The following is a 22,080-nucleotide window of genomic DNA, read 5'->3' as shown; positions in this document are numbered from 1 at the left end:
CTTCCTCTATCCGTCCAGCAGCTCGGGAGGGACGAAGCCCTCCTCGGCGAGCCGGCGCCACAACTCCGGCGGGATCTCCGTACGCGAGGCGGCCGCGTTGCCCTTCACCTCGGCCGCCGACCGGCAGCCCACCACGACCGACCGCACGGCGGGATGGAGGAAGGGGAACTGCACGGCCGCCGCGGCGAGCGGCACCCCGAACTCCGCGCAGACGGCGCGGCAGCGCTCGGCCCGAGCCAGCACGCCGCCCGGCACCGGCCGGTAGTTGTACATGGCCTCAGGACGCGGGTCGGCGAGCAGGCCGGTGTTGAAGACGCCGCCCACGACCACCGCCGTGCCGGTCTTCAGGCACAGCGGCAGCAGGGTCGTCAGCGCGTCGTGGTCGAGCAGCGAGAACCGCCCGGCGATGAGGACGACGTCCACGTCGAACTCGGCCACGTACGCGGCCAGCGGTTCGCTGTGGTTCATGCCGAAGCCGACGGCCCCGGCCAGCCCCTCCTCCCGCAGCCTGCGCACGGCCGGGTAGGCGGTACGGCGCACGTCGTCGGGGAAGTCGTCGGGGTCGTGCAGGTACAGGATGTCGACGGAGGGTCGCCGGAGCCGTTCCAGGCTGGACTCCAGCGACTGGCGGATGCCCCGTTCCGTCCAGTCGGTGACCACCGTCTGCCCGGGGCGCAGCAGCCAGCCCGCCTTGGTCGAGATCACCGGCTCGGCGGCGTCGCCACCGGTCCCGAGCGCGCGGCCGAGCCGTTCCTCGGCGACCCCGTGCCCGTAGCGGGGCGCGGTGTCGAAGTAGGTGACGCCCTCCTGGACGGCGGCGGCCACCGTGGCGGCCGCGTCCTGCTCGGAGACGTCCTGGAACAGGTTGCCGATGGGGGCGGTGCCGAGGCCCAGCCGTGGCAGCTCGACCTTCATCGCCGCACCTCCATCGGCGGAGCCTCGTACGTGGGTCTCCCGCCGCGCAGCGTCATCGTCAGCGTGAGCCGTACGTGCGTCGAGCCCGGCAGCCGCACGTGGACATGCGGCCCCTCGACCGGTGTGGGCGGCTCGTCGTCGGCGCGGACCTCGTGGATGACGTGCTCGGCGAACGTGCCCGCCTGCACCACGAGCGAGCGCGGAGCCTCGCCGAGGTTGGCCAGCTCGACCACGGTGTGCCCGGCGTCGATGCTCGTGACCAGCGCGGCGACGTCGGCGGGCAGGCCCGGACGGCGCTCCTCGGCGTCGAAGTACCGCAGGTGCATCTGCGCCAGCGCGCCGTTGTAGAGCACCTGCGGGGATCCGGTGGTCAGCTGCAGCAGCGCCTCCGTGACGACCGGGTTGCGGTCCTGCCAGTCGTGGATGCCGAACGCGTCGGGGCCGACGACGGGGTCCACCGGGTCGGCCGCGATGGACTCCAGCCGCTGGGCGCAGGTGTCGATGGCGCTGCGCAGCATCCGCTCGGGGAAGCCGGGGTTGCGGCCGGCGAGGTACTCGTACCAGGGCTCCTCGTGCCCGGACTCCTCCTTGGTGCGCTGGGTGTGCACCGCCGTCCAGTCCCAGCTCGCCTCCTCACGGAGCCGGTCGACGCGTTCCCGGTCGGCGGCGGCCCGGCTGAACTGCCACAGGGCCACGGGCAGCTGGGTCGGCATGATGTTGTGGTCGAACCACCCGGAGTCGTCGCGGCGCATGGGCGCCATGAGCGTCGGCTCGTGCTCCAGCCCGCGCAGGTGGGGCCGCCAGCGCTTGGTGATGGTGGAGACGTCGGCGGGGCGGCGCCGTTCGGCCCGGCCGAGCACGACGTCCAGCGGGTTCCTGGCCAGATCCAGGTAGGACGCGTCGCCCGTCAGCAACACGGCGTTGGACGCGCCGACGATCGCCGCCGTCCCGACGGGTGGCAGGCCGTGCGGCCAGGACCAGCCGTAGTGGCCGCCGTACCAGCGGCCGTCCAGGTGCTCGCCGACCACGCCGTGCAGGCCGGCGTTGTCGGGGACGACGTCGCGGCCGTCCAGCCGCCGCCGCCAGGCGTCGACGTACTCCACCACCCAGTCGGCGTGGCGGGACTCGCCGCCGAGCAGGTAGGCGTTGGTGACGAGGCTGGTCGCGCAGAGGTTGACGATCGTGTCGCCGCGGCCCATGCGCTCCCACATCACGCGGCCGTACGCGCGGGCCCGCGCCGGATCGGCGGCCAGGTCGTCGAAGGGCGCGGCCTCGTCGATCCAGTCCAGGGGCAGCCCGTAGGGGCGCAGGGCCAGGCTCCACGGGAAGTACACGTCGTGGTCGCTGAAGCCCCAGCGCGGGCCGGCGGCGCCGTTGTGCGGCGCGCGGATGATCCGGTGCTCGGGGTCGTAGTTGGGGCCGCCGGGCAGGTAGAGGTCGGCGAAGCGCCCGGCCAGCCCCCTCAGCTCGCCGTCATCGGGCGAGGCGAGGCAGAGCCCGTAGAACAGCAGCATGCCCTCGCCCTGGTGGAACCAGTCGTAGCCGCGCTCGAACCCCTCGACCAGCATGCCCATCCCGGTCAGCTGGGCGGTGACGCCCCGCCAGTGCCGCCGCGCCGCCGCCAGGACGTCCGCGCTGCCGCCGAGCAGGTACAGCGTGGGCCAGTTGAAGAACGCCTCGTAGAAGTCGTCGACCCCGTCGCGGCCGTCGAGCCCCTCCCCCAGCGTGTCGCGGAAGACCAGCCGGCCGTCGTCCTCGGTGTAGCGGTCGGCGAAGATCCGCCACGCCTTGTCCTGGACGGCGAACAGCTCCCGCTCCAACACGGCCCACCGCGGCGGAGTCGCCAGTCCACGGGAGGCCCGCACCTCCGGCACGCGCGTGGCGTCGTAGGCCGTCACCGCCTGCCACCCCGCTCTGCCGCGCCGCCGGGACGTCTTGCTGCCATGCGCATGAGAACACCTGTAATCGCTGATCGATAGCCGATGATTAGAATCATCATGAGCGCGGATCAACGTGTCAATACTGGCCGAACATACGGAGCACAGGTGATCGACTGCCACGCCCACCTCTGGGACCTCGACGGCGGCTACCCGTGGATCACCCCGGAGTCACCCCACCACCGGTCGTTCACGGCCGGCGACCTGGCCGCGGCGGGCGACGGCCTCGGCCTGACCGGGACGATCCTGGTCGAGGCGTCCAGGGGCGACCGCGGCGAGACCTGGCGGCTGCGCGACCTGCGCCTGCGTCACCCCGGCCTGATCACCGGGCACGTCGGCAACCTCAACGTCCACGCCGGGATCGAGCCGTCCCGGTTCCGGGAGCTCATGGACGAGGCCCGGCCCAACGGGATGCGGCTCGGCGGCCCCTCGTGGGCGGCCACGCCCGCCTCGGCGCGCGCGCTCGTCCCCGTGCTGGCCGAGCTCGGGGTGGCGCTCGAACTCAACCTGCACGCCGCCGCCGTCGGCGTCGCGGCCGAGGTCGCCGCGCGGCACCCGGAGCTGACCGTGGTCGTCGACCACCTCGGCAACCCCCCGAACCTGCTGGCGGCCGATCCGGAGGAGTGGCGCGAGCACGTGCGGCGGGCGGCCCGCACCCCGAACGTGATCATGAAGATCTCCGGCCTGCTCACCCAGCAGCACGGCGTGCCACCGGAGCGGGTGGCCGGACTGGTCGCCCACGTGGTCGAGGCGTTCGGTCCCGACCGGTGCGTCGTCGGGTCCGACTGGCCGATCTGCCTGCCCCGCGGGTCCCGCGCGGAGTCGTTGCGGCTGGCGACGCTCGGGCTCGCCGGGCTGACGGCCGGGGAGCGCGTACGGGTGCTGCGCACGACCGCCGAGCGCGCGTACCGCCTGGCACCTCCGGTTGACAACGCTCCGGAGCCCCTGCTTCGATGCGACAGTTGATCGATAAGCGATGATTGGTTGATCGATGGCCCATTTCGACCTCCCCCAGGACCAGCTCGAACGGTACCTGCCGACCCTGCCGGAGCCGGCTGACTTCGATGCGTTCTGGGCGAAGACCCTCGCCGGAACCAGCGGCGTCGACCTCGCCATGACGGCCGAGCCGGCGCCGAACGGGCTGGCGACGATCGACACCTTCGACGTCACCTTCGCGGGCTACGGCGGCCACCCCGTCAAGGGCTGGTTGCACCTGCCGGTGACCAGGACCGGCCCCCTGCCCGCCGTCGTGGAGTACCTCGGCTACGGCAGCGGCCGCGGCGTGGCCCACGAGAAGCGGCTCTGGGCGTGCGCCGGTTACGCGCACTTCGTCATGGACACCCGCGGCCAGGGCGCCGAGACGCCCGACCCCGATCCCGCGACCGGCGACGTCGCGGCCCCCGGATTCCTGACCCGCGGCGTGCTCGACCCGGAGCGGTACTACTACCGCCGCCTGTACACCGACGCCGTGCGGGCCGTCGCGGCGGTGCGCACGCATCCGGAGGTGGACGCCTCCAGGATCGCGGTGACCGGGACCAGCCAGGGCGGCGGGATCGCGCTGGCCGTGGCCGGGCTCGTCCCCGATCTCGTGGCGGTCATGCCGGACGTGCCGTTCCTGTGCCACTTCGGGCGCGCGACGACGTTCACCGACCAGCCGCCGTACGTGGAGTTCACCCGGTTCGTGAAGCTGCACCGGGAACACGCCGAGACGGCGATGCGCACCCTGTCGTACTTCGACGCCGCGACGCTCGCCCGCCGGGCCAACGCGCCGACGCTCTTCTCCGTCGGCCTCATGGACCGCATCTGCCCGCCCTCGACGGTGTACGCGGCCTTCAACCACTACGGCGCGCTGCACGACCTGCCCCCGGCGCGCAAGCGGATCAGCGTCTACCCGTTCAACGACCACGAGGGCGGCGGCCCGGCGCACGAGGCCGTCAAGCTCGCCTGGCTGGCGGATCGGCTGCAATCGATACCTGCTAACCGATGATCGCGTATCATGACAGCGGGGACCGGGGACGCGCGAGATCGCATGATGAGGACTTCATGGCATCGACACGGCAAGCCAACAGTGACTTCGCCTCCAGACTGGCCACGAGCAAAGACTCGGTCCGTCCCACCTTGATCTCCGATCGGGTGTACGAGCTGCTCCGGCAGGCCATCGTCGAGGGCGACCTCGCGCCGAACGAGCGCGTGGTGGAGTCGGAGATCGCACGCCGTCTGGGCGTGAGTCAAGCGCCGGTTCGCGAAGCCGTCAAGCAGCTGGCCCGCGAGGGGCTGCTCGTGCACGTGCCGCGCCGCGGCAACTTCGTCGTCGAGATCTCCACCGAGCACGCCGAGTACGCCCGCCAGGTGCGCGAGCCGCTCGAACGCCTCGCCGCCCAGCTCGCCGCCGGGCACGTCACCGACGACCAGCTCCGCGAGCTGGAGGACCTCGTCGAGCAGATGCACCAGGCCGTGGCGATGAACGACGTCGGCAAGTTCCGCGACATCGACATCGCCTTCCACACCAGGGTCAGCCAGATCGCGGGCAACCCGTTCCTGACCCGGATGTGGGAGGTCCTCGAACCGAGCCTGCGCGCGCTGCGCGCCATCGCCGACCCGCTCTTCGACGGCGACTGGCACGCGATGGCCGACGAGCACGGCCGCCTGGTCTCGCTGCTGCGCGACGGCGACCCCGCCAAGGCGGCCGAGGCGTTCGCCGACCATTCCGCGGGCCGCTCCCCCGTCCCCGACCGCCGCGCCCGCAAGAAGAGCAAGCCCTCCTCGCGCTGAGCCCAGGATGTTGTCGTTCCAGGTGGCATTCGCCGGATTCCGCCGCCCGAATCCCGCTAACGTGGGGCGCATGGCAGTTGATCAACATGGCGGTGCGGGGGTGGCCGGCGACGGGCGGACGGCGGTCGATCTCAAGACGAACGTGCCGCACTCGGCGCGGGTCTACGACTACCTCCTGGGCGGCAAGGACAACTTCGCGGCCGACCGCGCGGCGGCCGAGGAGGTCATCAAGATCGCCCCGTACATGCCGACGTCCGTGCGCGCCAACCGCGACTTCATGGTCAGGGTGACCCGCCACCTGGCGGCCGAGCGCGGCGTCGACCAGTTCATCGACATCGGCACCGGGCTGCCCACCTCGCCCAACCTGCACGAGGTGGCCCAGCGGGCTCACCCCGCCGCCCGGATCATCTACGTGGACAACGACCCGCTCGTCCTCGTCCACGCCCGCGCCCTGCTCACCAGTACCCCGGAGGGCCGGACCCGCTACATCCAGGCCGACCTGAACGACCCGGAGGCCATCATCGGCTCGGCCGAGGTCCGCGACACCTTCGACTTCACCCGTCCCGTCGCGCTGTGCCTGATCGCCGTGGTGCACTTCATCCGCGACGACGCCGCCGTCCGCTCGATCATCGAGCACCTGATGAAGCCGCTGCCGCCGGGCAGCTTCCTGGCCCTGTCCACCATCACGCTCGACAGCGCGCCGAGCCGGCTGGTGAGCGAGGCCGTCGCCCAGTACAACCGGCGCGGCATCATGTCCAAGGCCCGTACCAGGGCGCAGATCGAGGAGCTCTTCTCCGGATTCGAGCTCATCGAGCCGGGTGTGGTGCCGGTGCACCGGTGGCGGCCCGACGACCGGGCGCTGCTCGTGGAGGACTCCATGGTCTCCATGTACGGCGGGCTCGCCGTCAAGGCCTGACCGGCCCCCGCAGGACGGCGGCGAGGGCGTTGAACTCGGCGATGCGGAGAAGTCGCGCGGCCAGGGCGTAGAGGCTCGTGCGGCGGCGGCAGGGACCAGGACCGCGTCGGGGCGAGGCCCCCCGTCAGGGGGGCCTCGGTGTTGTTCATGCTTACGGCGTTTGCGCGGCACGCATCGCCACGTCGTCGATCCGGAACGCGGACCCGGTGGGGGCGCTCCAGACCAAGGTCCAGTCGACGCGGGTCGCGCCCGCCGGCGCGGTGAACGTGCCGGCCGCCTCGGTCCAGGCCGTGTTCCGGGGCAGGGGGACGGGGTCGGTACGCAGCACCGCGCCGTCCTCGTCGCGCCAGCGCACGTTCCAGGTGACAGTGGGCATGGTGGCCACGGCCTCTCGATACCACAGCGACACGCGGTAGCTCTTACCGGCGATCACACCGCTGTATCCGGGGTACTTGTCGAGCGCCACCGCGCTGCCGGACCCCTCGGTGCTGGTCAGCTGCAACGAGCCCGTGCCGCCGTGCGCGTCGCCGGTCCGGTGCGCCAGGCTGGATCCGTACCAGGCGGAGTAGGGCGCCGTCGAGACGTCCTCGAAGGTCTGCTCGGTGATCGGCGGCACCTCGGGCGCCCTGCCGTCGAACGTGCTGCCGGCGTCCTGGCCGTACTGGGGGCCGACCCACTCCGCGGCCGTGACGCGTCTGCCCATGTCGTAGATCCTGAACTGCCACGGTCCCGTGTAGGTGTTGTCGTGCCAGGAGTTGTTCGACTCGAAGACGATCGACTTCTCGATCTTCTCTCCCAGGTACGGCGACCAGTCCGGGTGCGCCGTGCCCCAGTTGGACAGCAGGCTCATCTGCCCGCAGTACTGCGTCGAGCAGCCGCCGTCGACGGCGCCGGGTGCGAAGGAGAACGTGTTGTGGTGGATGTCGAGGTTCTTCGTCCACCAGCGGCAGTCGGTGTAGAGCGGCTGGTCCTTGATGGCGGGCGGCGAGCACTTCGAGGTGTTGGCCGGCCCGACGATCAGGGTGCAGTCGCTGGTGGTCGAGGCCGCGCTGCCGCAGAACCGGTCGGCGTTCGCCCACGCGGTGATGCCGCCCCAGTTGTTCTCCAGCAGGTTGCCGGTGACCTCGATCTTGCCGGTGCGCGCCGGGATGCGCGGCTCGCCGTCCGCCTCGGACAGGTAGATCGCCGCGTCGGGGAACGAGTCGCCCTTCGCGGCCCGCTCGGCGCCCGCCTTCCAGGTGTTGCGGCGCAGGGTGTTGTTGCGGATCACGGCGTTGTAGCTGATCTCGTAGAAGATCCCGATCGAGTCGTTGTCCTCGATGAGGTTGTTCTCGATGAGGAAGTCGTTGTTGTTGGTGTCCGCCCAGATCCCCGGCCCGTGGTTGTGGTGCACCCAGTTGCCGGTCACGTCGGCGCCGTTCACCGCCCAGAACTTCAGGCCACCGGTGCATCCGCACCCTTGGCCCTGGTGTTCCCAGTCGTCGGTGTTGTTGCCGGTGACCTCGTTGTCCGCCACCACCAGGCCGGTGATGTGGTCGCCGTGCTGGGACGCGTTCAGGCCGAGCTGGCCGTTGTCCTTGATGCAGTTGCCACGGATCTGGTTCCTGGCCCCGGCCATCAGCGCCGCGCCGGAGTTGTCACGGAACGTGTTGTGCTCCAGGACCCAGTCGTCTGCGGCGCTGTGGTTGACCACGGCCTCCTCCTGCGGCGCGACGAACCCGGTGACGGTCAGGTACCGGATGGTGACCCCGGTCGCCGTGTCACCGAACGCGTACTGGTTCACGCCCTTCCCGTCGAGCACCGCGCCGGGCGCGCCGATGAACGTCGCGTTCTCGCCGGGCAGGATCTGGGCGTATTGGGCGGGCTCCAGGGTGTGCGTGCCGGTCTCGAAGTAGTACGTGGTGTTCGCCTTGCGTAAGTCCACGCCGCTGTTGTCGCCGGCGGGCACCACGACCGCGCCGGCCGGCGGTGTGGCGGGGCCGTTCAGCGACGCGCTACCGCAGACCGCGGCTTTGGCCGCCGTCGTTCCCGCGGTTGCGGTCGTCGCCTTGGCCGCCGGGTCGCCGGCGTCGCCACTCGCCGGCGTCGCGCCGCCCATGACGACAGCGGCGAGGGCCACCAACGCCATTGGCCACGTTCTTCTCATTCATGCTCTCCTCGGGTTTCGGCCAGCCTTTACTGCCTTTGACTGCTGGCCGTCGTCACTGTAGCCCGCGTCCGCTCACAAGATCGAAGCTTGGACAAATTGGACAAATCAATCGGGCCCCCGCGCAAGGCCGGGCGCAGGTTCCCCGCCGGGCTTCAGCCGGGGCCGAGGCTGGTCCTCACGCGCCGGCGCCACCGTCCACCGGCACGATCGCGCCGGTCACCATCGAGGCCCGGTCGCTGAGCAGCCACGCGGCCACCTCGGCGACCTCGCGCGGCTCGGCCATCCGTCCGAGCGGCACCGACGCCGTCACCTGCTCGACGATGCCGGGGGAAGCCGCCTCCCACGCCTCGATCATCTCCGTCGCGGTGCCGCCGGGGGTGATGCCGTTCACCCGGATGCCGTCGGGGGCCCAGCTCACCGCGGCGGTCTCGGTGATGCTGTTGAGTGCACGCTTCATCGCCCCGTACGCCGGCAGGGCCGGGTTGGCGCGCCGGCTGCCGATGCTGGAGGTGTTGACGATCGCCCCGCCACCGTGGCGTCGCATGAGCGCGGCCTCGGCGTTCATGGCCGTCCAGTGGCCCCGGAAGTTCACCGCGAACTGCTCCTCGACCTCCTCCTCGCCGGTGCCGTCCAGAGGGCCGGGCCGCTGCCCCACTCCGCCGTTGTTGAACGCGCCGTCAAGCCGTCCGTGCAGCTCCGCCACCCGGTCAAGGGCCGCGCGGACGCTCCCGCGATCGGCCAGGTCGAGGTGGACGGCGTCCGCGACCCCGCCCTCGGCACGGATCTCGGTCACGATCCGCCGCAGCGCGTCGATGCCACGGGCCGCGAGCACGACGGCGGCCCCCTCCACGGCGAAGAGGCGGGCCGCTGCCGCTCCGATGCCGCGGCTGGCGCCGGTGATGAACACGACCTTGCCGGTGAGCAGGCCGAGCGGCGCGATGTCGATGTCGTTCGTCATGACGGCAGTGTCGGCCCGCGCCCCAGGCCGGAGGCAGGCACAGACGGTACCAGGATGCGCCGCGGCCGGGCGTGCACACTGGAGCCATGGACAGACAGGAGCTGGGGGCGTTCCTCCGCAGCCGTCGCGAGCGGCTCCGCCCGCGGGACGCCGGCCTGCCTGCGGGCCCGCGACGTCGCACACCGGGGCTTCGCCGCGAGGAGGTGGCCGTGCTCGCGCACATCTCCACCGAGTACTACGTCCGGCTCGAACAGGGCCGGGCGCCGCGTCCGTCAGCCGAGGTCCTGGCCGGGATCGCGACAGCGCTGCACCTCACCGACGCCGAGTCCGACCACCTCCACGTCCTGGCCGGAGTCGCGCCGAACCGTACCCGGCTGCACCGGCGCGACGTGCGCCCGAGCATCCTCGCCCTCCTCGACCGGCTGCCGCGGACGGCTGCCTTCGTCATGTCGGCCACGTTCGAGGTGCTGGCGTGGAACGCCCTGGCCGCCACGCTCATGGAGGACTTCGGCGAGCTCGCTCCCGAGGACCGCAACCTCGCGCGCCGGGCGTTCCTCGGCCCCGCGGGCCCCGGCACGACCCGGTACGCGATCTCCGACGTCACCGCGTTCCGGCACCAGGTCGCCAGGGAACTGCGCTCCACCCTCGCCCGCTACCCGGCCGACCCCGCGGTGACCGGGCTGGTCGACGAGCTGCGCCAGGCCGGCCCCGGCTTCGCCCGGCTCTGGGAGCGGCACGACGTGCAGACCACGCCGACGCTCACCAAGACGTTCCGGCACCCGGTCGTCGGCGAGATCACCGTCGACTGCGACTCCCTCGCGCTCACCGACCGTGACCAGCACCTCATCCTCTACAGCGCGCCGCCGGGCTCCCCTGACGCCGAGGCCCTGGCGCTTCTGGACGTCCTCGGCCCCGACTACGTCAAGGCGAGCGGCCCTCCCTGAGGAACGGGCCGGTGGCAGCGGCTGCACCGCTCAGAAATCCTCCGCCACGTCGTCAGTACTGACAGCCCTCTCCACCCGCGGAAGGATTGACGACCATGACCGACGCCAGACTGCCGGCCGACGACGGGGCCGCGTTCATCGCGGCGGCCCGCTCGGACGACGCGGCAGAGTTCGCCCTCATCACCGAGCCCTACCGGCACGCGCTCCTGGTGCACTGCTACCGGATGCTCGCCAACTACGAGGACGCCCAGGACATGACGCAGGAGACGTTCCTGCGGGCGTGGAACAGGCGGGAGTCGTTCAAGGGTCACGCCGCGCTGCGGACCTGGCTGTACCGGATCGCGACGAACGCCTGCCTGGACTTCCTGGACAAGCGCAACGACCGCATGCCCGTGCCCGCCGAGCTGCCGGGCGCGGGCTCGGAGGTGCACTACCTGCAGCCCTACCCGGACCGGATGCTCCCGGAGGACCCGCAGGAGTCGGTGGTGGCGCGGGAGACGATCGAGCTGGCGTTCATCGTCGCCGTCCAGCACCTGCCGCCGCGGCAGCGAGCGGTGTTCGTGTTGCGCGACGTCCTCGGCTGGCCGGCCTCGAAGGCCGCCGGCGCCCTCGAACTGACCGTCGCGTCGGTGACCAGCGCGCTGCAGCGGGCGCGCGTGACGGTGCGCGAGCAGCTGCCCGGCCGCCGCCTCGACTGGCGGAGCCCGGCCACGCACGAGCTGTCGCAGGACGAGCGCGGCGTGGTGAAGTCGTACATGGACGCCCATGAACGCAACGACCTCGACGGGCTGACGGCCCTGCTCCGCGACGACCTGCGCTTCACGATGCTGCCCGAGCCGGGCACTTCGACCGTCACGGCCAAGGACGCGGTGGACGGCTGGGTCTCCCACGGCCTCTTCCAGCGCGGCTACGACGACTGGCGCTGCATCGCCACGACGGTCAACCTCATGCCCGCCGCCGTGTTGTACCGCCGCACCGCCGACGACCCGCGACACCGTCTGTTCAACATCGCGGTGCTGCACATCGTCGACGGGAGGATCGCCGAGCTCACCGGGTTCGACGCCACCGGCAAACCATGGCTGGGCCTGCCCGCGACGTTGTGACCGGACAGGGCCGGCGCACGGGCCGGCCTCGCCGTCCTCCTCGTCCTCAGCGCGGCGGCCCGTGCTCAGCGCCGCGTCTCGTATCGGGTCAGCAGCACGCCGCCGGGGAACGTCCGCGTCTCGACCAGGTCGAGGTTCACCCAGCTGTCCAGCGCGGTGAAGAACGGCGTGCCGCCGCCCACCAGGGCCGGATGGGTGACGATCGCGTACTCGTCGATCAGGCCGGCCCGCATGGCGGCCGCGGCGAGCGTCGCGCCGCCGATGTCCATCGGGCCGCCGTCCTCGGCCTTGAGCCTGGTGATCTCGGTGACGGCGTCGCCGGTGACCAGGCGGGCGTTCCAGTCGACCTTGTCGATCGTCGACGAGAACACCACCTTCGGCATGTCCCGCCACAGGCGCGCGAACGCGATCTGCGCCGGGGTGGCGCCGGGCAGCTGGTCGCCGGTCGGCCAGTGGGAGCTCATCGCCTCCCACAACTTGCGGCCGTACAGCGACAGCTCGCTCGCCCGCATCTGGTCGTACCACCACTGGAACAGCTCGGCGCTCGGCGACGAGTCCGGCCCCTCCCCCGCGCTCCAGCCGATGTCGTCGCCGGGCGCGGCGATGTAGCCGTCCAGGGTCACGTTCATGCCGAAGATCAGTTTCCGCATCGTGCCGGCCTTTCCGTGAGTCGGTCTCACGTGTACAGACGGGCGCGGCCCGGAAACCTCATCGGTCGCGATCCGCTGCGGCTGGTTCCCGGCCGGTGCGGAGTCGAGGTCGGACGCAGGATCAGAGCCGGATGCCCTTGATGATCTTCGTCAGTTCCGGCACGAGAGGCGGGGTCGCCATCACGGTGACGACGACTCCCGGGCGCTCGACCCAGCCCGTGTACACACCGGCCCCCAGCGCGCCGTCACCCTGCTGGCGAAGCACCTGGCGATCGCCGATCTTCGCGGTGGTCGGGTCGCCGGAGAACGTCCCGATGTAGAACGGGGCGTTCTTGAGCTGCGCCAGCGAGGTCGCCTTCGGCCAGCACACCACCCTGACCCACAGCGACCGGTGCCGGCGGCTCATGTCGTCGCGGTCGTCCGACCACTGGTAGCTGTACTCGACCATGCCGTCGTGCTTGTTGACGAGCACCTGCCCGTTCGTGAAGCCCTTCGGGATGTGGTTGACGCGGACCCCCTTGATCGCCGCCGCGCCTCTCGCGGGCTTGTCGACCTTGTCGGCCGACGAGCGCCGCACGTCCGCCTTGGAGGGCAGGGGACAACTGGGACGCTCCGCCGCCTGCGCGGGGAAGGCCACGAGAGCTGCGGCAACGGGGAGCACGGCCAGGGCGGCAAGGTTCTGAATCTTGTTCATGTCAGGGTTGGATGCAGCTCGATCGAAAAGGGTTCGGCCCTCTTTTCCCGGCATTCTGGGCGGAACTTCGTCCGTGATGAGTGCATCAAACGAGCGTGTTGATCGAAGGAGACCCTCAGCGGATCGGCGGGTACTGGCTGGCCGGGCGGCTCGGCGCCGGCGGCCAGGGCGTGGTGTACGAGGCCTATGCCGAGGACGGCCGCCGGGTGGCGATCAAGGTGCTGCACGGCGACCAGGTGGCCCAGCTCGGCCGGGAGGCGGCGGCCGCGCAGCGGGTGGCCTCGTTCTGCACCGCGCCGATCATCGAGGCCAGGCTGGAGGGCCCGCGTCCCTACATCGTCAGCGAGTACGTGGAGGGCCCGAGCCTGCGCACGGCGGGCCGGATCTTCGCCGGTGACGACCTGCACCGCCTGGCCACCGCCATCGCGACGGCGCTGACCGCCATCCACGACGCCGGGGTGATCCACCGCGACCTCAAGCCCGACAACGTGCTGCTGGGCCCGGACGGTCCCCGCGTGATCGACTTCGGCATCGCCAGGACCGCCGAGATGTCCCTCACCGCGACCGGCGTGGTGAGCGGCACGCCCACCTACATGGCCCCCGAGGTGTTCATCGGCCAGCGAGCGGACGCCTCGGCGGACGTGTTCGCCTGGGGAGCCGTCATCGTCTTCGCCGCCACCGGCCGTGATCCGTTCCACGCCGAGAGCCTGGGAAGCGTCATGCACCAGGTGTTGTCGGCCACCCCCGACCTGTCCGCGCTGCCCAGGACGCTGCGCCGGCTGGTCTCCTCGGCGCTGTCCAAGGAGCCGGCCCAGCGGCCGACCGCCCGCGAGCTGCTGCTGGCGCTGGTCAGCGGCGACGGCGCCCTCGACACCGCCCGGCTGCTGGCCCAGGGCGGCCACCAGGCCGCCGGGATCGGCGCGCAGGGGCACGATCCCGCGCTCGGCACGCTGGCCGAGCAGGCGTACACGATGCTCGATCCGGCCGAGCGTGAGCTGGTCCCGGAGGTGTTCCTGCGGCTGGTGACGGTGGACGAGGCGGGCGAGCTGTCGGTCCGGCACGCCGAGCTGGCCGAGCTGGTCGAGGGGCGGGCCTCGCGCGAGGTGGCCGCCGTGCGGAGGATCCTCGCCGTGTTCGGCTATCTCCTGGCCAGCCAGGACGGCGGCGTACGGCTGGCCAGACCGGCCCTCCCCCACGCCTGGCCGCGGTACCGCCGGTGGATCGAGTCCAACCTCGACGGCCTGGCCGTCCACCGGCAGATCCTCACCGCGGCGCGGCGCTGGGAGGCGGCGGGACGCCGGGACGGCGACCTGTTCCAGGGCAGCGACCTGGAGAACGCGTTGCATTGGGCGGCCACCGCCCGCCGCGACATCACCCTGTCGCCCGCCGAACGCGACTTCCTGGCCGCGGCGGCCGCCCTGGCCGGGCAGCGGGCCAGGCGGGCCCGGCTGACCTCGCTGAGCCTGGGCGGGCTGCTGGTGATCGCGCTGGTCGCCGGCGGGCTGGCCGTGCAGCAGAGCGCGGTGGCCGACGACCGGGCCGAGCAGATCGCCGGGCAGCTGACCCGATCGGAGGCGGCCAGGCTGGCGGCGGCGACCACGGCCCGCCGCAGCGACCCGCACCAGGCGATGCTGGCGAGCCTGGCGGCCTGGCGGCTGGACCACACGCCGGCCACCAGAGCGGCCCTGGTGGCCTCGCTGGCGCAACGCGAGACGGCGATGTTCGGCGACCCGTCCACCGCGGGCGACACGGTACGGACGCTCGGCGCCGACGGCCGCACGCTGGTCAGCGCCGACTCCACGACGACGCGCGCGTGGGACGTGCGCAACGGCCGGCTCCTGCGGACGCTCCCCACCCGCCCGGCCGAGCCGCTGGACAGCGTGACGCTGAGCCCGTCGGGCAAGGTGCTGGTGACCGTGACGGCCACGCGCGCCACCGCGGTCGACTTCGTCAGCGGCAGGCCGATCAGCGTCCACGCCTTCCCCGCCGCCAAGGACTTCACGAGCGAGTGGGTCGACGTGGTGTTCGAGCGGGACGACTCCGTCCTGCTCGAGGAGGCTGACCGGCGTACCCGCTGGGACCTGCGAACCGGCGCCGCCAAGGCGCTCGGGCCCGCCCCCGCGGGCACGTTCAGCCGGGACGGGGTCTGGCGGGCCGCACGGCGCGGTCGCCTGCTGGAGCTGACCGACCTGAGGACCGGGGCGAAGGACTTCATCGGCGACAAGGACGGCGCCGGCACCCAGGGCACCTGGAACGGCGGCGCGGCCGTGTTCGGCCCTGGCCTCATCGCGACGGTGGGACCGCGCTCCATCCAGTTCTGGCGCAGGTCGGACACGCATCTGCTCACCTCGGTCCAGGTGAGTGCGGATGAGGACGCGGTGCAGGGAGCCTTCGACGGAAGCACGTTCCGCTACCTGCTGGGCGACCAGGTCTTCTCGGTGAACGTGGCGGACCTGGCCCTTAAGGACGACGATCACATCGTGACGACGGCGGCGCTGAGCGGCGACGGGCGGCTCGTGGTCCGCGACGGCGCGTTGTCCGCCGTCGGCGGGCGGAAGATCGGCGCGTTGCCGGAGGCGGAGAACGCGGTGTTCAGCCCGGACTCCCGTTTCGTCGCCACGTACGGGCCCGGGGTGCGGATCGTGGACACCGCCTCGGCCGCCGTCCAGGGGACGATTCGCACGTCCGCCGCGCAGGTGGCCTTCTCGCCCGACGGCGGCAGGCTGGCCGTGGTCACCGAGCAGGGCGGGGTCGAGCTGTGGGACCGGCGGACCAGGCGGCGGGTGTGGTCGGCCAGGGCGGGCGCGGCGAAGTACGCGGCCTTCTCCTCCGACGGGCGGACGCTGGTGGTGGCGGGCGACCGCGTGCACCTGCTGGAGACGGCCGGCGGCAAGGCCCTGGGGCCGGCGTTCGGCGGCGGCGGCAGGAACGCCGAGGGGGTGCGCGCGTATTTCACCCGCTCCGGCAAGGCCGTCGTGGTGCTCGACGCGCGGCAACGGATGACGGTCTGGGACGTGGCCACGCGCCGCAGGCTCGCCACCGCGCGCGGGTTCGGCGAACCCGCCGCCTACTCGCCGCGCGAGGACCTGCTCGCCACCCTCCAGGTGGGCGGCAGGGTGCGGCTGGTCGACGTGATGTCGGGCACGGACCTCGGCACGCTGCTCGACCAGGGCGGCGGTCAGGACCCGGAGATCGGGCAGCCGCTCGACGTGGCGTTCACCGCCGACGGATCGGCGGTGCTGACCGTGGACGGCAACGGCCTCGTCAGGCGGTACGCCGCGGGCGGGGAGGCGATGGCGGCGGCGGTGTGCGCGAAGGCGGGCGGGCTGAGCGCGGCCCAGTGGCGGGTGATCGTGCCCACGCTGCCGTACAGAAAGGCGTGCCTCTAGCCGGCGACCGCGGCGGGGCCTGTGCCGCCCAGAAAGGCGTGTCCCTGGCCGGCGACCGCGGCGGAGCCCGCGCCGGACAGCGATCAGGAGCGGGCGCGGCCGGCGTGGGCGGGCCTGGCCGCGTTTCTCCGCAGACCCGCACGTGCTGGTACTTTCCTGCGGCGAAAGGGGAAGTTCGCCCTACCTGAATGGGGGAACCCCGGTTCCGAGGTGGGTCGTTGATCGTCACGACTGCGATATACCGACATATTCGGAAAGTGGGCCCTTTGTCGCCGACCGTCTTACGCCTCGCCTGCATCTCCCTGGCGGCACTTCTCCTCGCCGCGGGATGCTCGGCCTCACCCCCCGCCCCCGAGCAGGCCGTCCAGCCCCCGCAGGCGTGGAGCGGCGACCCCTCGGCAGACAGCACGGACGACGCGGAAGACGCGGAAGAGGACCGCGTCGAGGTCTGCGTCAGGAAGGCCACCTCGATCAGGGTCGACTACCAGCTCTGCGACGACAAGGAGAAGGGCTACGCCCGCCGCCTCCTGCCCGCCACCGCGAGGATCCCCGCCATCGGCAGGAAGGTCGGGAAGGGAACGACCGGCGAGTACGACGGCCTGACGTACCGAGCCCCCAAGAAGGGCGGCAAGGGCGTGACGAACATGATCCTGGACAGGGACGACCGCATCGAGATCTGCGTCCGCGAGGAGACCCGGGTCCGCGCCGCCGACAAGCACTGCGAGAACGACAGGTCCGGTTACGGCTGGTACTACCTTCCGCTCTCCCGCCAGATCCCCGCGGTCGGCAGGAAGGCCGCGAAAGGCTCCTACTTCTCGAACGAGTACTCCGAGTCGTTCAAGGCGCGCCCGAGCGGCGGCAAGGGCAGCAAGGCGATGGTCGTCGAGGAAGAGCCCCCGGCCGTCACCGATGACGCCGGCACCCGTACGCGCACCTACAGCGGAACCTGCTCGATGACGATCGGCGGCTCCTGCGCGAACGACGACGGCGGCTCGACGCCGTCGTGGACCGGCCGCTGCACCACCTGCACCAGGAGGTCCACGGGCCGCCGCCGCTAGAGCCCCCTTCGGAGCGCCGCTCGTTCCATAGGCCGATGACCGGTATATATTGATCACATGAGATCGATGCAGGAGCCGACCTTCCTGATCCTGACCGCGCTGGCCGCCGGTCCACAACACGGATACGGCGTCATCACCGACGTGGAGCGCATCTCCGACGGCCAGGTTCGCCTGCGTGCCGGCACCCTGTACGCGGCCTTCGACCGGCTCCAGGAAGAGGGCCTGATCGCCGAGGACCGGGAAGAGATCGTCGACGGCCGGGTGCGCCGCTACTACCGGCTGACCGGCGACGGCGCCGCGAGGCTGGCGGCGGAGGCCGAGCGCATGCGCCGGCACGCCAAGGCGGCCACCGTACGCCTGCGCGCGATCGGCTCGGGAGGAACGGCATGAGCCTGCTCGAATCCCGCTACCGCCGTCTCCTGGCCACCTACCCACGCGACCATCGGGCGCGGCACGAGGAAGAGATGATCGGCGTGCTGCTCGCCGGTGCGCGGCCGGGCCAGACCCGTCCTCATCTGGCCGACGCGGCGGACTTATTGTGGGGCGCGCTGCGCGTCCACGGGCGGCGTGCCTTCGGCCCGGTGTCCACGCCGGCGTGGCGCGCCGGGCTGGCGCTCGCCGTGGCGCTGTGGCCGTTCCTGATGCTCACAGGTGCGCTGGCGACAGCGGTGCTCCAGGGCGCCGAAGCGGTGGCGAACGTGGGGGCCGCCGCTGTGGAGCGGCCTGCCTGGATGCTGTACCTGGCCGAGCCGATCGTCGTCGCGGCCCTTCCGGTGCTGGCCGTGCTGCTCGCCCGGCGATGGATCGCCGTGGTCGCGCTGGTCGCGCTCATGCTGGAACTGGCCGACGACCCCTACCTGCTGGATGTGGACACGCTGCTGTTCCCCAACCACGGCCTGGTCCTGCTGGCCCGGCTCGCGACCGTCGTCATCGCCTTCGCGCCCGTGGCGTACCGCGCGATCGCGGTCGTTCCCCGGCGCGCGTTCCTGCTGTGGGGGCCGCTCGCCGTGGCCGGGCTGACCGCCAGCAAGGCCATCGTGCGCTGGGTGGACGTGATCGCCCACCAGGACGTCGTGAGCTGGAAACCCGTGCCCTGGCTCGTCGTGGTCGGGCTGGCCGCCGGGTACGCGTGCCGGTCGGCCGTGGGGCGGCGGGCGGCGCTGTTGCTGTTCGTGCCCGCGGCGGCCCTCGGCGACCTCGGTGACCTGCCGTCGGTGCCGGCCGTCACGGCCCTTGCCCAACTCGGATGCGCGGCCCTGGCCTTCACCGCCGCGGCCGCCTTGACCCGGCGGCGGCGAAAGCTGAGACGAGCCCCGGCTTCTTGAGGCGCAGGCTCCGGGAGCACGTCGGGCTCGCCGGCCGGGGTACCGGCCTGTCGCAGGAGGGCGGGCGGCCAGTCGGCGGAGAAGCGGGCTCGTTCCTCAGCAGGAGGCAGGCCACGTGAGGGTTGCTCATAGTTGACGGCATGACCCGAAGATCCTTACGGTGGCCCCTGCCCCGCGCCCTCACCGCGGGGGCCCTGGCCATGGCCCTGGTCGCGAGCTCCGGCTTCACTCCCGCGAGCGCCGCCCCCATCACCGACGTCCCGCTGCTCGACGACTACGACGCCGAATCGCTGGCGAACCTGCCCGCCGTCGGCGGCCTGGAGTACCTGGCTCAGCGGTACGCGCCGACCGACACCTGCCCGCCGGTGGGCGGCGGGCCGGGCGGGCCGCCGTTCTGGGGGGACGACAAGCCCGTCCAGTTCCGCCAGGGCGTCCCCCGGCCGGGGCAGCGGGTCGTGAAGATCGTCATCAATGGCGACTCGTACATGTCGGGAGAGGGGGCGGGAAACTACTACAACAAGCGCGGCTTCCTCCCCGAACCCATGCGCTTCCTTCCCGGGCCCAACGGCGGCCGCATCCCGGCGGAGGGCCACACCGAGGCCGACTACGCCGAGGACTTCCGTCACCGCTCGGCCAACGCCGCGGTCGTGCAGGCCATCGACCTGCTGCGGCGCGCCAACCCCGAGGTCTTCTTCGACGTGCGTTTCAACGCCTCCTCCGGCGCGGCCACCGAGCACTTCTTCGTGGGCCAGAACGACCACGGCCGCGTCAACCCGCCGCAGAACGAAGGGCTGGACGCCGCCACCGACCTGGTGATCTCCGGCTTCGGCGGCAACGACGCCCGCTTCGGGCCCATGCTGGAGGCCCTGCTCCAGAAGAACATCGGCTCCCGGGACAGCATCGTGGCGGAGGTCGCGCCGCTGCTCGACGTCACCCGCACCTCCGCGCAGGAATGGGCGGACTCGGAGCCGCCGCGTCCGCCGTTCGTCCGCCCGCTGACGCAGCCGACGACCCTCTCGGCGCGTCTGGTGCAACTGGTGCGGGCGATGAACGTCGCCACCAGCGGCAAGGCCAGGATCATGATGGTCAACTATCCCCAGCCCCTGGCGCAGGGTCTCACACCGGGAGGCCTGATGGGATGGCTGGTGACCTCGGCGGACCTGGAGCCGCTCCGCACTCTCGGACCTCGGCTGACCGCCTCCATCAAGAAGGCGCAGCAGGTCCTGGCCGACCACGGGATCGCCGCCGACGTGCTGGACCTCGCGAACGCCTTCGCCGGCCACGAGCTGGGGACCAGGACCCCCTACGTTCGCAGCATCAGCTGGACCCCCGCCGAGGGAGGCGACGAATTCAACAGGACGCAGCAGTCGGGGCATCCCAACCAGGAGGGGCAGAAGGCGCTGGCGGGTCACTACGCCCTGATGATCGCCGGTGAGCTCGGGCTGCGGCTCAAGGCGGCCGACGGGGCGCCCCCACCGGCCAGGGCGGCGCAGCCGTGCGACGGCGGTCCCAGCGACCGTCACTATCTGCCCGCCAAGGCCACCCAGAGCGGCGGGTCGACCGGCGGCACCGGCGGCGGAGGCGGCGGCACCAGCACCCCCAACGTGGGCCCGCGTTCGACCATGACCTACGTGAACATCGACCCGCCGCCCTTCCACCCGGAGCCCCAGCCCAGCTCACAGCCCAGCTCCCAGCCCAGCCCGGGAACGGGCACGCCGGACCAGACGCCGCGGTGGACCATCTATCCGGTCGACACCGTCCAGCCGACCAACCCGACCATCTCCTTCGACCTGACCCAGCCGCTGCCCTACCTGTGGCCTGTGGGAGGTGGGTCGAGCCCGTACCGCGACGTCTACGAGGTGAAGATCAACGCTGCTCAGCTCATGCAGTGAGGATCGCCGGGGGCGGCGGGCTTCCCCGAGGGTTCCGTTCGGCAGCGACCAGGTAGTGCCGCGTTGCCAGGGACCTGCCGCCGTCCGGGAGTCAGTCGCCTACCTGGCCGGTCGGCTCGGGGCCGCCGAACCCGGCCAGGAGTTCGCGCAGGAGGTCGGCGAGCTGCTCGCGCCGCTGGACCGGCAGGTGGCCGAGGAGACGGTCCTCTGCGGTGAGCAGACCGGCCACGACGCGGTCGAGCAGGGCGTGGCCGGCCTCGGTGAGGATGACCGCGCGGGTGTGGTAGCCCGTTCCGGCGGTGGTCCGTTCGACCAGTCCCGCCGTGACGGCCCGCTCCACGCGCTGGGTGATCGCGCCGCGCGTCACCATGCACGCCTCGGCCAGCGCGCCGGGGCTCATCCGGTACGGCGGCCCGGAACGGCGCAGGGTGGACAGCAGGTCCAGCGTGGCGACGTCCACGCCGAGGCGGGCGAGCAGGCGGCGGCGCTCGTCGCCGAAGACCTTGGCGGCCCACCAGATCCGGGTGATGACCCCGATCGACTCCACCGGGACGCCCGGCAGCTCACGCCGCCAGGCGTCCTGGATCGCGTCGGCTCCGTCGCGGGGCAGGTCAGCGGCCACGTTCGGCGCCGCCGTTGACCTGGACGACCTGGGCGGTGACATGACCGCCGCCGGGCGAGGCGAGCCAGTGGACGGTCTCGGCGACGTCTCCCGGCGTCCCGGCGCGGCCGGTGCAGGTCTGGGCGACGAGGGTGGCGCGGCGGTCGTCGTCCAGAGCGCCGCCGAAGAACTCGGTGTCCTCGATGAACCCCGGCGCGACCACGTTCACCGTGATGCCGCGCGGCCCGAGGGCGGCGGCGAGATCGTAGGCGTACGGGTGCAGCGCTGCCTTCATCGGCCCGTACGACGTGCCGCCCGAGCCCCGCAGGGCCGCGATCGAGCTGAGGAACACCACCCGCCCGGCCGGGTTGAGCAGGTCGCGCAGCGCCTCGGTGGGCAGCACCGAGGTCAGCACGTTGGCCCGGAAGTTGGCCGTCCACCGCTCGGCGAGGTCGCCGACGCCGCCGCGCCCCTCGACGTTGCCGCCGGCGTTGTTGACCAGGACGTCGATCCCGCCGAACCGTTCGGCCAGGTCGCCGCGCACCCGTTCGACGTCGGCCGGCTCGCTGAGGTCGGCGGGCAGAGCGAGGGCGCCGATCTCGGCGGCCGTCTTCTCCAGCACGTCGGCGCGACGGCCGATGATCACCACCTGGTCCCCGTCGGCCGCGAAGCGGGCCGCCACCGCCCTGCCGATGCCGGTGCCGCCGCCGCTGACCACGATCGTGCGCGTCATGTTCATTCCTCCTCCGAGTTTAGCCCTAAAGTCAGGCTACACCC

Annotated in this window: 19 protein-coding genes; 11 read left to right on the top strand and 8 right to left on the bottom strand. The window is 72.1% G+C overall.

Annotated elements, in window-relative coordinates; translation table 11 throughout:
* Window positions 1-6: 6 nt before the first annotated feature.
* Both ACFYYW_RS16350 and ACFYYW_RS16345 read right to left on the bottom strand, forming a co-directional pair.
* Window positions 7-915, bottom strand: coding sequence for an aldo/keto reductase (locus ACFYYW_RS16350; RefSeq protein WP_387649403.1), 909 nt, complete (start codon window positions 913-915; stop codon window positions 7-9).
* Window positions 912-2,813: a hypothetical protein gene (locus tag ACFYYW_RS16345; RefSeq protein ID WP_387649400.1), complete on the bottom strand. Its 1,902-nt coding sequence runs from the start codon at window positions 2,811-2,813 to the stop codon at window positions 912-914. Before ACFYYW_RS16345 ends, ACFYYW_RS16350 begins: the two co-directional genes overlap by 4 nt.
* A gap of 147 nt (window positions 2,814-2,960) precedes the next feature.
* On the opposite strand from ACFYYW_RS16345, the gene ACFYYW_RS16340 reads away from it, so the two are divergent.
* From ACFYYW_RS16340 to ACFYYW_RS16325, 4 genes are all read left to right on the top strand, one after another.
* On the top strand, window positions 2,961-3,818 hold the full coding sequence (locus tag ACFYYW_RS16340; RefSeq protein WP_387649398.1) for an amidohydrolase family protein: 858 nt from the start codon (window positions 2,961-2,963) through the stop codon (window positions 3,816-3,818).
* Window positions 3,819-3,843: 25 nt separating this feature from the next.
* Window positions 3,844-4,839: an acetylxylan esterase gene (locus tag ACFYYW_RS16335; protein ID WP_387649396.1), complete on the top strand. Its 996-nt coding sequence runs from the start codon at window positions 3,844-3,846 to the stop codon at window positions 4,837-4,839.
* 56 nt (window positions 4,840-4,895) lie between these two features.
* Window positions 4,896-5,624, top strand: coding sequence for a GntR family transcriptional regulator (locus ACFYYW_RS16330; protein WP_352323582.1), 729 nt, complete (start codon window positions 4,896-4,898; stop codon window positions 5,622-5,624).
* A gap of 70 nt (window positions 5,625-5,694) precedes the next feature.
* Complete coding sequence (locus ACFYYW_RS16325; RefSeq protein ID WP_352323581.1) at window positions 5,695-6,540, top strand: SAM-dependent methyltransferase; 846 nt, start codon at window positions 5,695-5,697, stop codon at window positions 6,538-6,540.
* Between the two features lie 151 nt (window positions 6,541-6,691).
* On the opposite strand, the gene ACFYYW_RS16320 is transcribed toward ACFYYW_RS16325, so the two are convergent.
* Together ACFYYW_RS16320 and ACFYYW_RS16315 are read right to left on the bottom strand one after the other, a co-directional pair.
* Entirely contained in the window at window positions 6,692-8,668 is a 1,977-nt protein-coding gene (locus ACFYYW_RS16320; protein ID WP_387649391.1) for a right-handed parallel beta-helix repeat-containing protein, read from the bottom strand.
* A gap of 196 nt (window positions 8,669-8,864) precedes the next feature.
* A complete protein-coding gene (locus ACFYYW_RS16315) occupies window positions 8,865-9,647 on the bottom strand; it encodes an SDR family NAD(P)-dependent oxidoreductase (RefSeq protein WP_387649389.1) in 783 nt (260 codons plus the stop codon).
* 86 nt (window positions 9,648-9,733) lie between these two features.
* On the opposite strand from ACFYYW_RS16315, the gene ACFYYW_RS16310 reads away from it, so the two are divergent.
* Both ACFYYW_RS16310 and ACFYYW_RS16305 read left to right on the top strand, forming a co-directional pair.
* Window positions 9,734-10,591 carry a helix-turn-helix transcriptional regulator gene (locus ACFYYW_RS16310; protein ID WP_387649386.1) on the top strand — a complete coding sequence of 286 codons (858 nt, stop codon included), beginning with the start codon at window positions 9,734-9,736 and terminating at the stop codon, window positions 10,589-10,591.
* A gap of 95 nt (window positions 10,592-10,686) precedes the next feature.
* Window positions 10,687-11,694 carry an RNA polymerase subunit sigma-70 gene (locus tag ACFYYW_RS16305; protein ID WP_387649383.1) on the top strand — a complete coding sequence of 336 codons (1,008 nt, stop codon included), beginning with the start codon at window positions 10,687-10,689 and terminating at the stop codon, window positions 11,692-11,694.
* Between the two features lie 65 nt (window positions 11,695-11,759).
* Here ACFYYW_RS16305 and ACFYYW_RS16300 read toward each other — a convergent pair whose 3' ends face one another.
* Both ACFYYW_RS16300 and ACFYYW_RS16295 read right to left on the bottom strand, forming a co-directional pair.
* Window positions 11,760-12,344: a dihydrofolate reductase family protein gene (locus ACFYYW_RS16300; protein WP_352328713.1), complete on the bottom strand. Its 585-nt coding sequence runs from the start codon at window positions 12,342-12,344 to the stop codon at window positions 11,760-11,762.
* Window positions 12,345-12,465: 121 nt separating this feature from the next.
* A complete protein-coding gene (locus tag ACFYYW_RS16295; protein WP_387649381.1) occupies window positions 12,466-13,038 on the bottom strand; it encodes a hypothetical protein in 573 nt (190 codons plus the stop codon).
* A 95-nt stretch (window positions 13,039-13,133) separates the two neighbouring features.
* On the opposite strand from ACFYYW_RS16295, the gene ACFYYW_RS16290 reads away from it, so the two are divergent.
* The 5 genes from ACFYYW_RS16290 (at window position 13,134) to ACFYYW_RS16270 (ending at window position 20,702) form a co-directional block, all read left to right on the top strand.
* On the top strand, window positions 13,134-16,427 hold the full coding sequence (locus ACFYYW_RS16290) for a WD40 repeat domain-containing serine/threonine protein kinase (RefSeq protein WP_387649380.1): 3,294 nt from the start codon (window positions 13,134-13,136) through the stop codon (window positions 16,425-16,427).
* Window positions 16,428-16,693: 266 nt separating this feature from the next.
* Window positions 16,694-17,485, top strand: coding sequence for a hypothetical protein (locus ACFYYW_RS16285; protein ID WP_387649378.1), 792 nt, complete (start codon window positions 16,694-16,696; stop codon window positions 17,483-17,485).
* 57 nt (window positions 17,486-17,542) lie between these two features.
* Window positions 17,543-17,875, top strand: coding sequence for a helix-turn-helix transcriptional regulator (locus ACFYYW_RS16280; RefSeq protein WP_352327610.1), 333 nt, complete (start codon window positions 17,543-17,545; stop codon window positions 17,873-17,875).
* On the top strand, window positions 17,872-18,810 hold the full coding sequence (locus tag ACFYYW_RS16275; protein WP_387649376.1) for a hypothetical protein: 939 nt from the start codon (window positions 17,872-17,874) through the stop codon (window positions 18,808-18,810). The genes ACFYYW_RS16280 and ACFYYW_RS16275 overlap by 4 nt, the downstream gene beginning before the upstream one ends.
* 140 nt (window positions 18,811-18,950) lie before the next feature.
* A complete protein-coding gene (locus ACFYYW_RS16270; RefSeq protein WP_387649373.1) occupies window positions 18,951-20,702 on the top strand; it encodes a hypothetical protein in 1,752 nt (583 codons plus the stop codon).
* A 91-nt stretch (window positions 20,703-20,793) separates the two neighbouring features.
* Here ACFYYW_RS16270 and ACFYYW_RS16265 read toward each other — a convergent pair whose 3' ends face one another.
* Both ACFYYW_RS16265 and ACFYYW_RS16260 read right to left on the bottom strand, forming a co-directional pair.
* Window positions 20,794-21,324, bottom strand: coding sequence for a MarR family winged helix-turn-helix transcriptional regulator (locus ACFYYW_RS16265; RefSeq protein ID WP_387649370.1), 531 nt, complete (start codon window positions 21,322-21,324; stop codon window positions 20,794-20,796).
* Window positions 21,314-22,036: an SDR family NAD(P)-dependent oxidoreductase gene (locus tag ACFYYW_RS16260; RefSeq protein WP_387649367.1), complete on the bottom strand. Its 723-nt coding sequence runs from the start codon at window positions 22,034-22,036 to the stop codon at window positions 21,314-21,316. The genes ACFYYW_RS16265 and ACFYYW_RS16260 overlap by 11 nt, the downstream gene beginning before the upstream one ends.
* Window positions 22,037-22,080: the final 44 nt, after the last annotated feature.

The sequence above is a fragment of the Nonomuraea sp. NPDC001831 genome, assembly GCF_042892035.1.
Taxonomy (GTDB): Bacteria; Actinomycetota; Actinomycetes; order Streptosporangiales; family Streptosporangiaceae; genus Nonomuraea.
This window is presented reverse-complemented; position numbering and strand designations above follow the sequence as displayed.

What these genes read in the sequence shown, in the direction of transcription:
- ACFYYW_RS16260 (WP_387649367.1), bottom strand. Translation starts at nt 22,036, where the DNA reads ATGACGCGCACGATCGTGGTCAGCGGCGGCGGCACCGGCATCGGCAGG.
- ACFYYW_RS16275 (WP_387649376.1), top strand. Translation starts at nt 17,872, where the DNA reads ATGAGCCTGCTCGAATCCCGCTACCGCCGTCTCCTGGCCACCTACCCA.
- ACFYYW_RS16310 (WP_387649386.1), top strand. Translation starts at nt 9,734, where the DNA reads ATGGACAGACAGGAGCTGGGGGCGTTCCTCCGCAGCCGTCGCGAGCGG.
- ACFYYW_RS16335 (WP_387649396.1), top strand. Translation starts at nt 3,844, where the DNA reads ATGGCCCATTTCGACCTCCCCCAGGACCAGCTCGAACGGTACCTGCCG.
- ACFYYW_RS16350 (WP_387649403.1), bottom strand. Translation starts at nt 915, where the DNA reads ATGAAGGTCGAGCTGCCACGGCTGGGCCTCGGCACCGCCCCCATCGGC.
- ACFYYW_RS16300 (WP_352328713.1), bottom strand. Translation starts at nt 12,344, where the DNA reads ATGCGGAAACTGATCTTCGGCATGAACGTGACCCTGGACGGCTACATC.
- ACFYYW_RS16330 (WP_352323582.1), top strand. Translation starts at nt 4,896, where the DNA reads ATGGCATCGACACGGCAAGCCAACAGTGACTTCGCCTCCAGACTGGCC.
- ACFYYW_RS16270 (WP_387649373.1), top strand. Translation starts at nt 18,951, where the DNA reads ATGACCCGAAGATCCTTACGGTGGCCCCTGCCCCGCGCCCTCACCGCG.
- ACFYYW_RS16315 (WP_387649389.1), bottom strand. Translation starts at nt 9,647, where the DNA reads ATGACGAACGACATCGACATCGCGCCGCTCGGCCTGCTCACCGGCAAG.
- ACFYYW_RS16280 (WP_352327610.1), top strand. Translation starts at nt 17,543, where the DNA reads ATGAGATCGATGCAGGAGCCGACCTTCCTGATCCTGACCGCGCTGGCC.
- ACFYYW_RS16305 (WP_387649383.1), top strand. Translation starts at nt 10,687, where the DNA reads ATGACCGACGCCAGACTGCCGGCCGACGACGGGGCCGCGTTCATCGCG.
- ACFYYW_RS16295 (WP_387649381.1), bottom strand. Translation starts at nt 13,038, where the DNA reads ATGAACAAGATTCAGAACCTTGCCGCCCTGGCCGTGCTCCCCGTTGCC.
- ACFYYW_RS16325 (WP_352323581.1), top strand. Translation starts at nt 5,695, where the DNA reads ATGGCAGTTGATCAACATGGCGGTGCGGGGGTGGCCGGCGACGGGCGG.
- ACFYYW_RS16320 (WP_387649391.1), bottom strand. Translation starts at nt 8,668, where the DNA reads ATGGCGTTGGTGGCCCTCGCCGCTGTCGTCATGGGCGGCGCGACGCCG.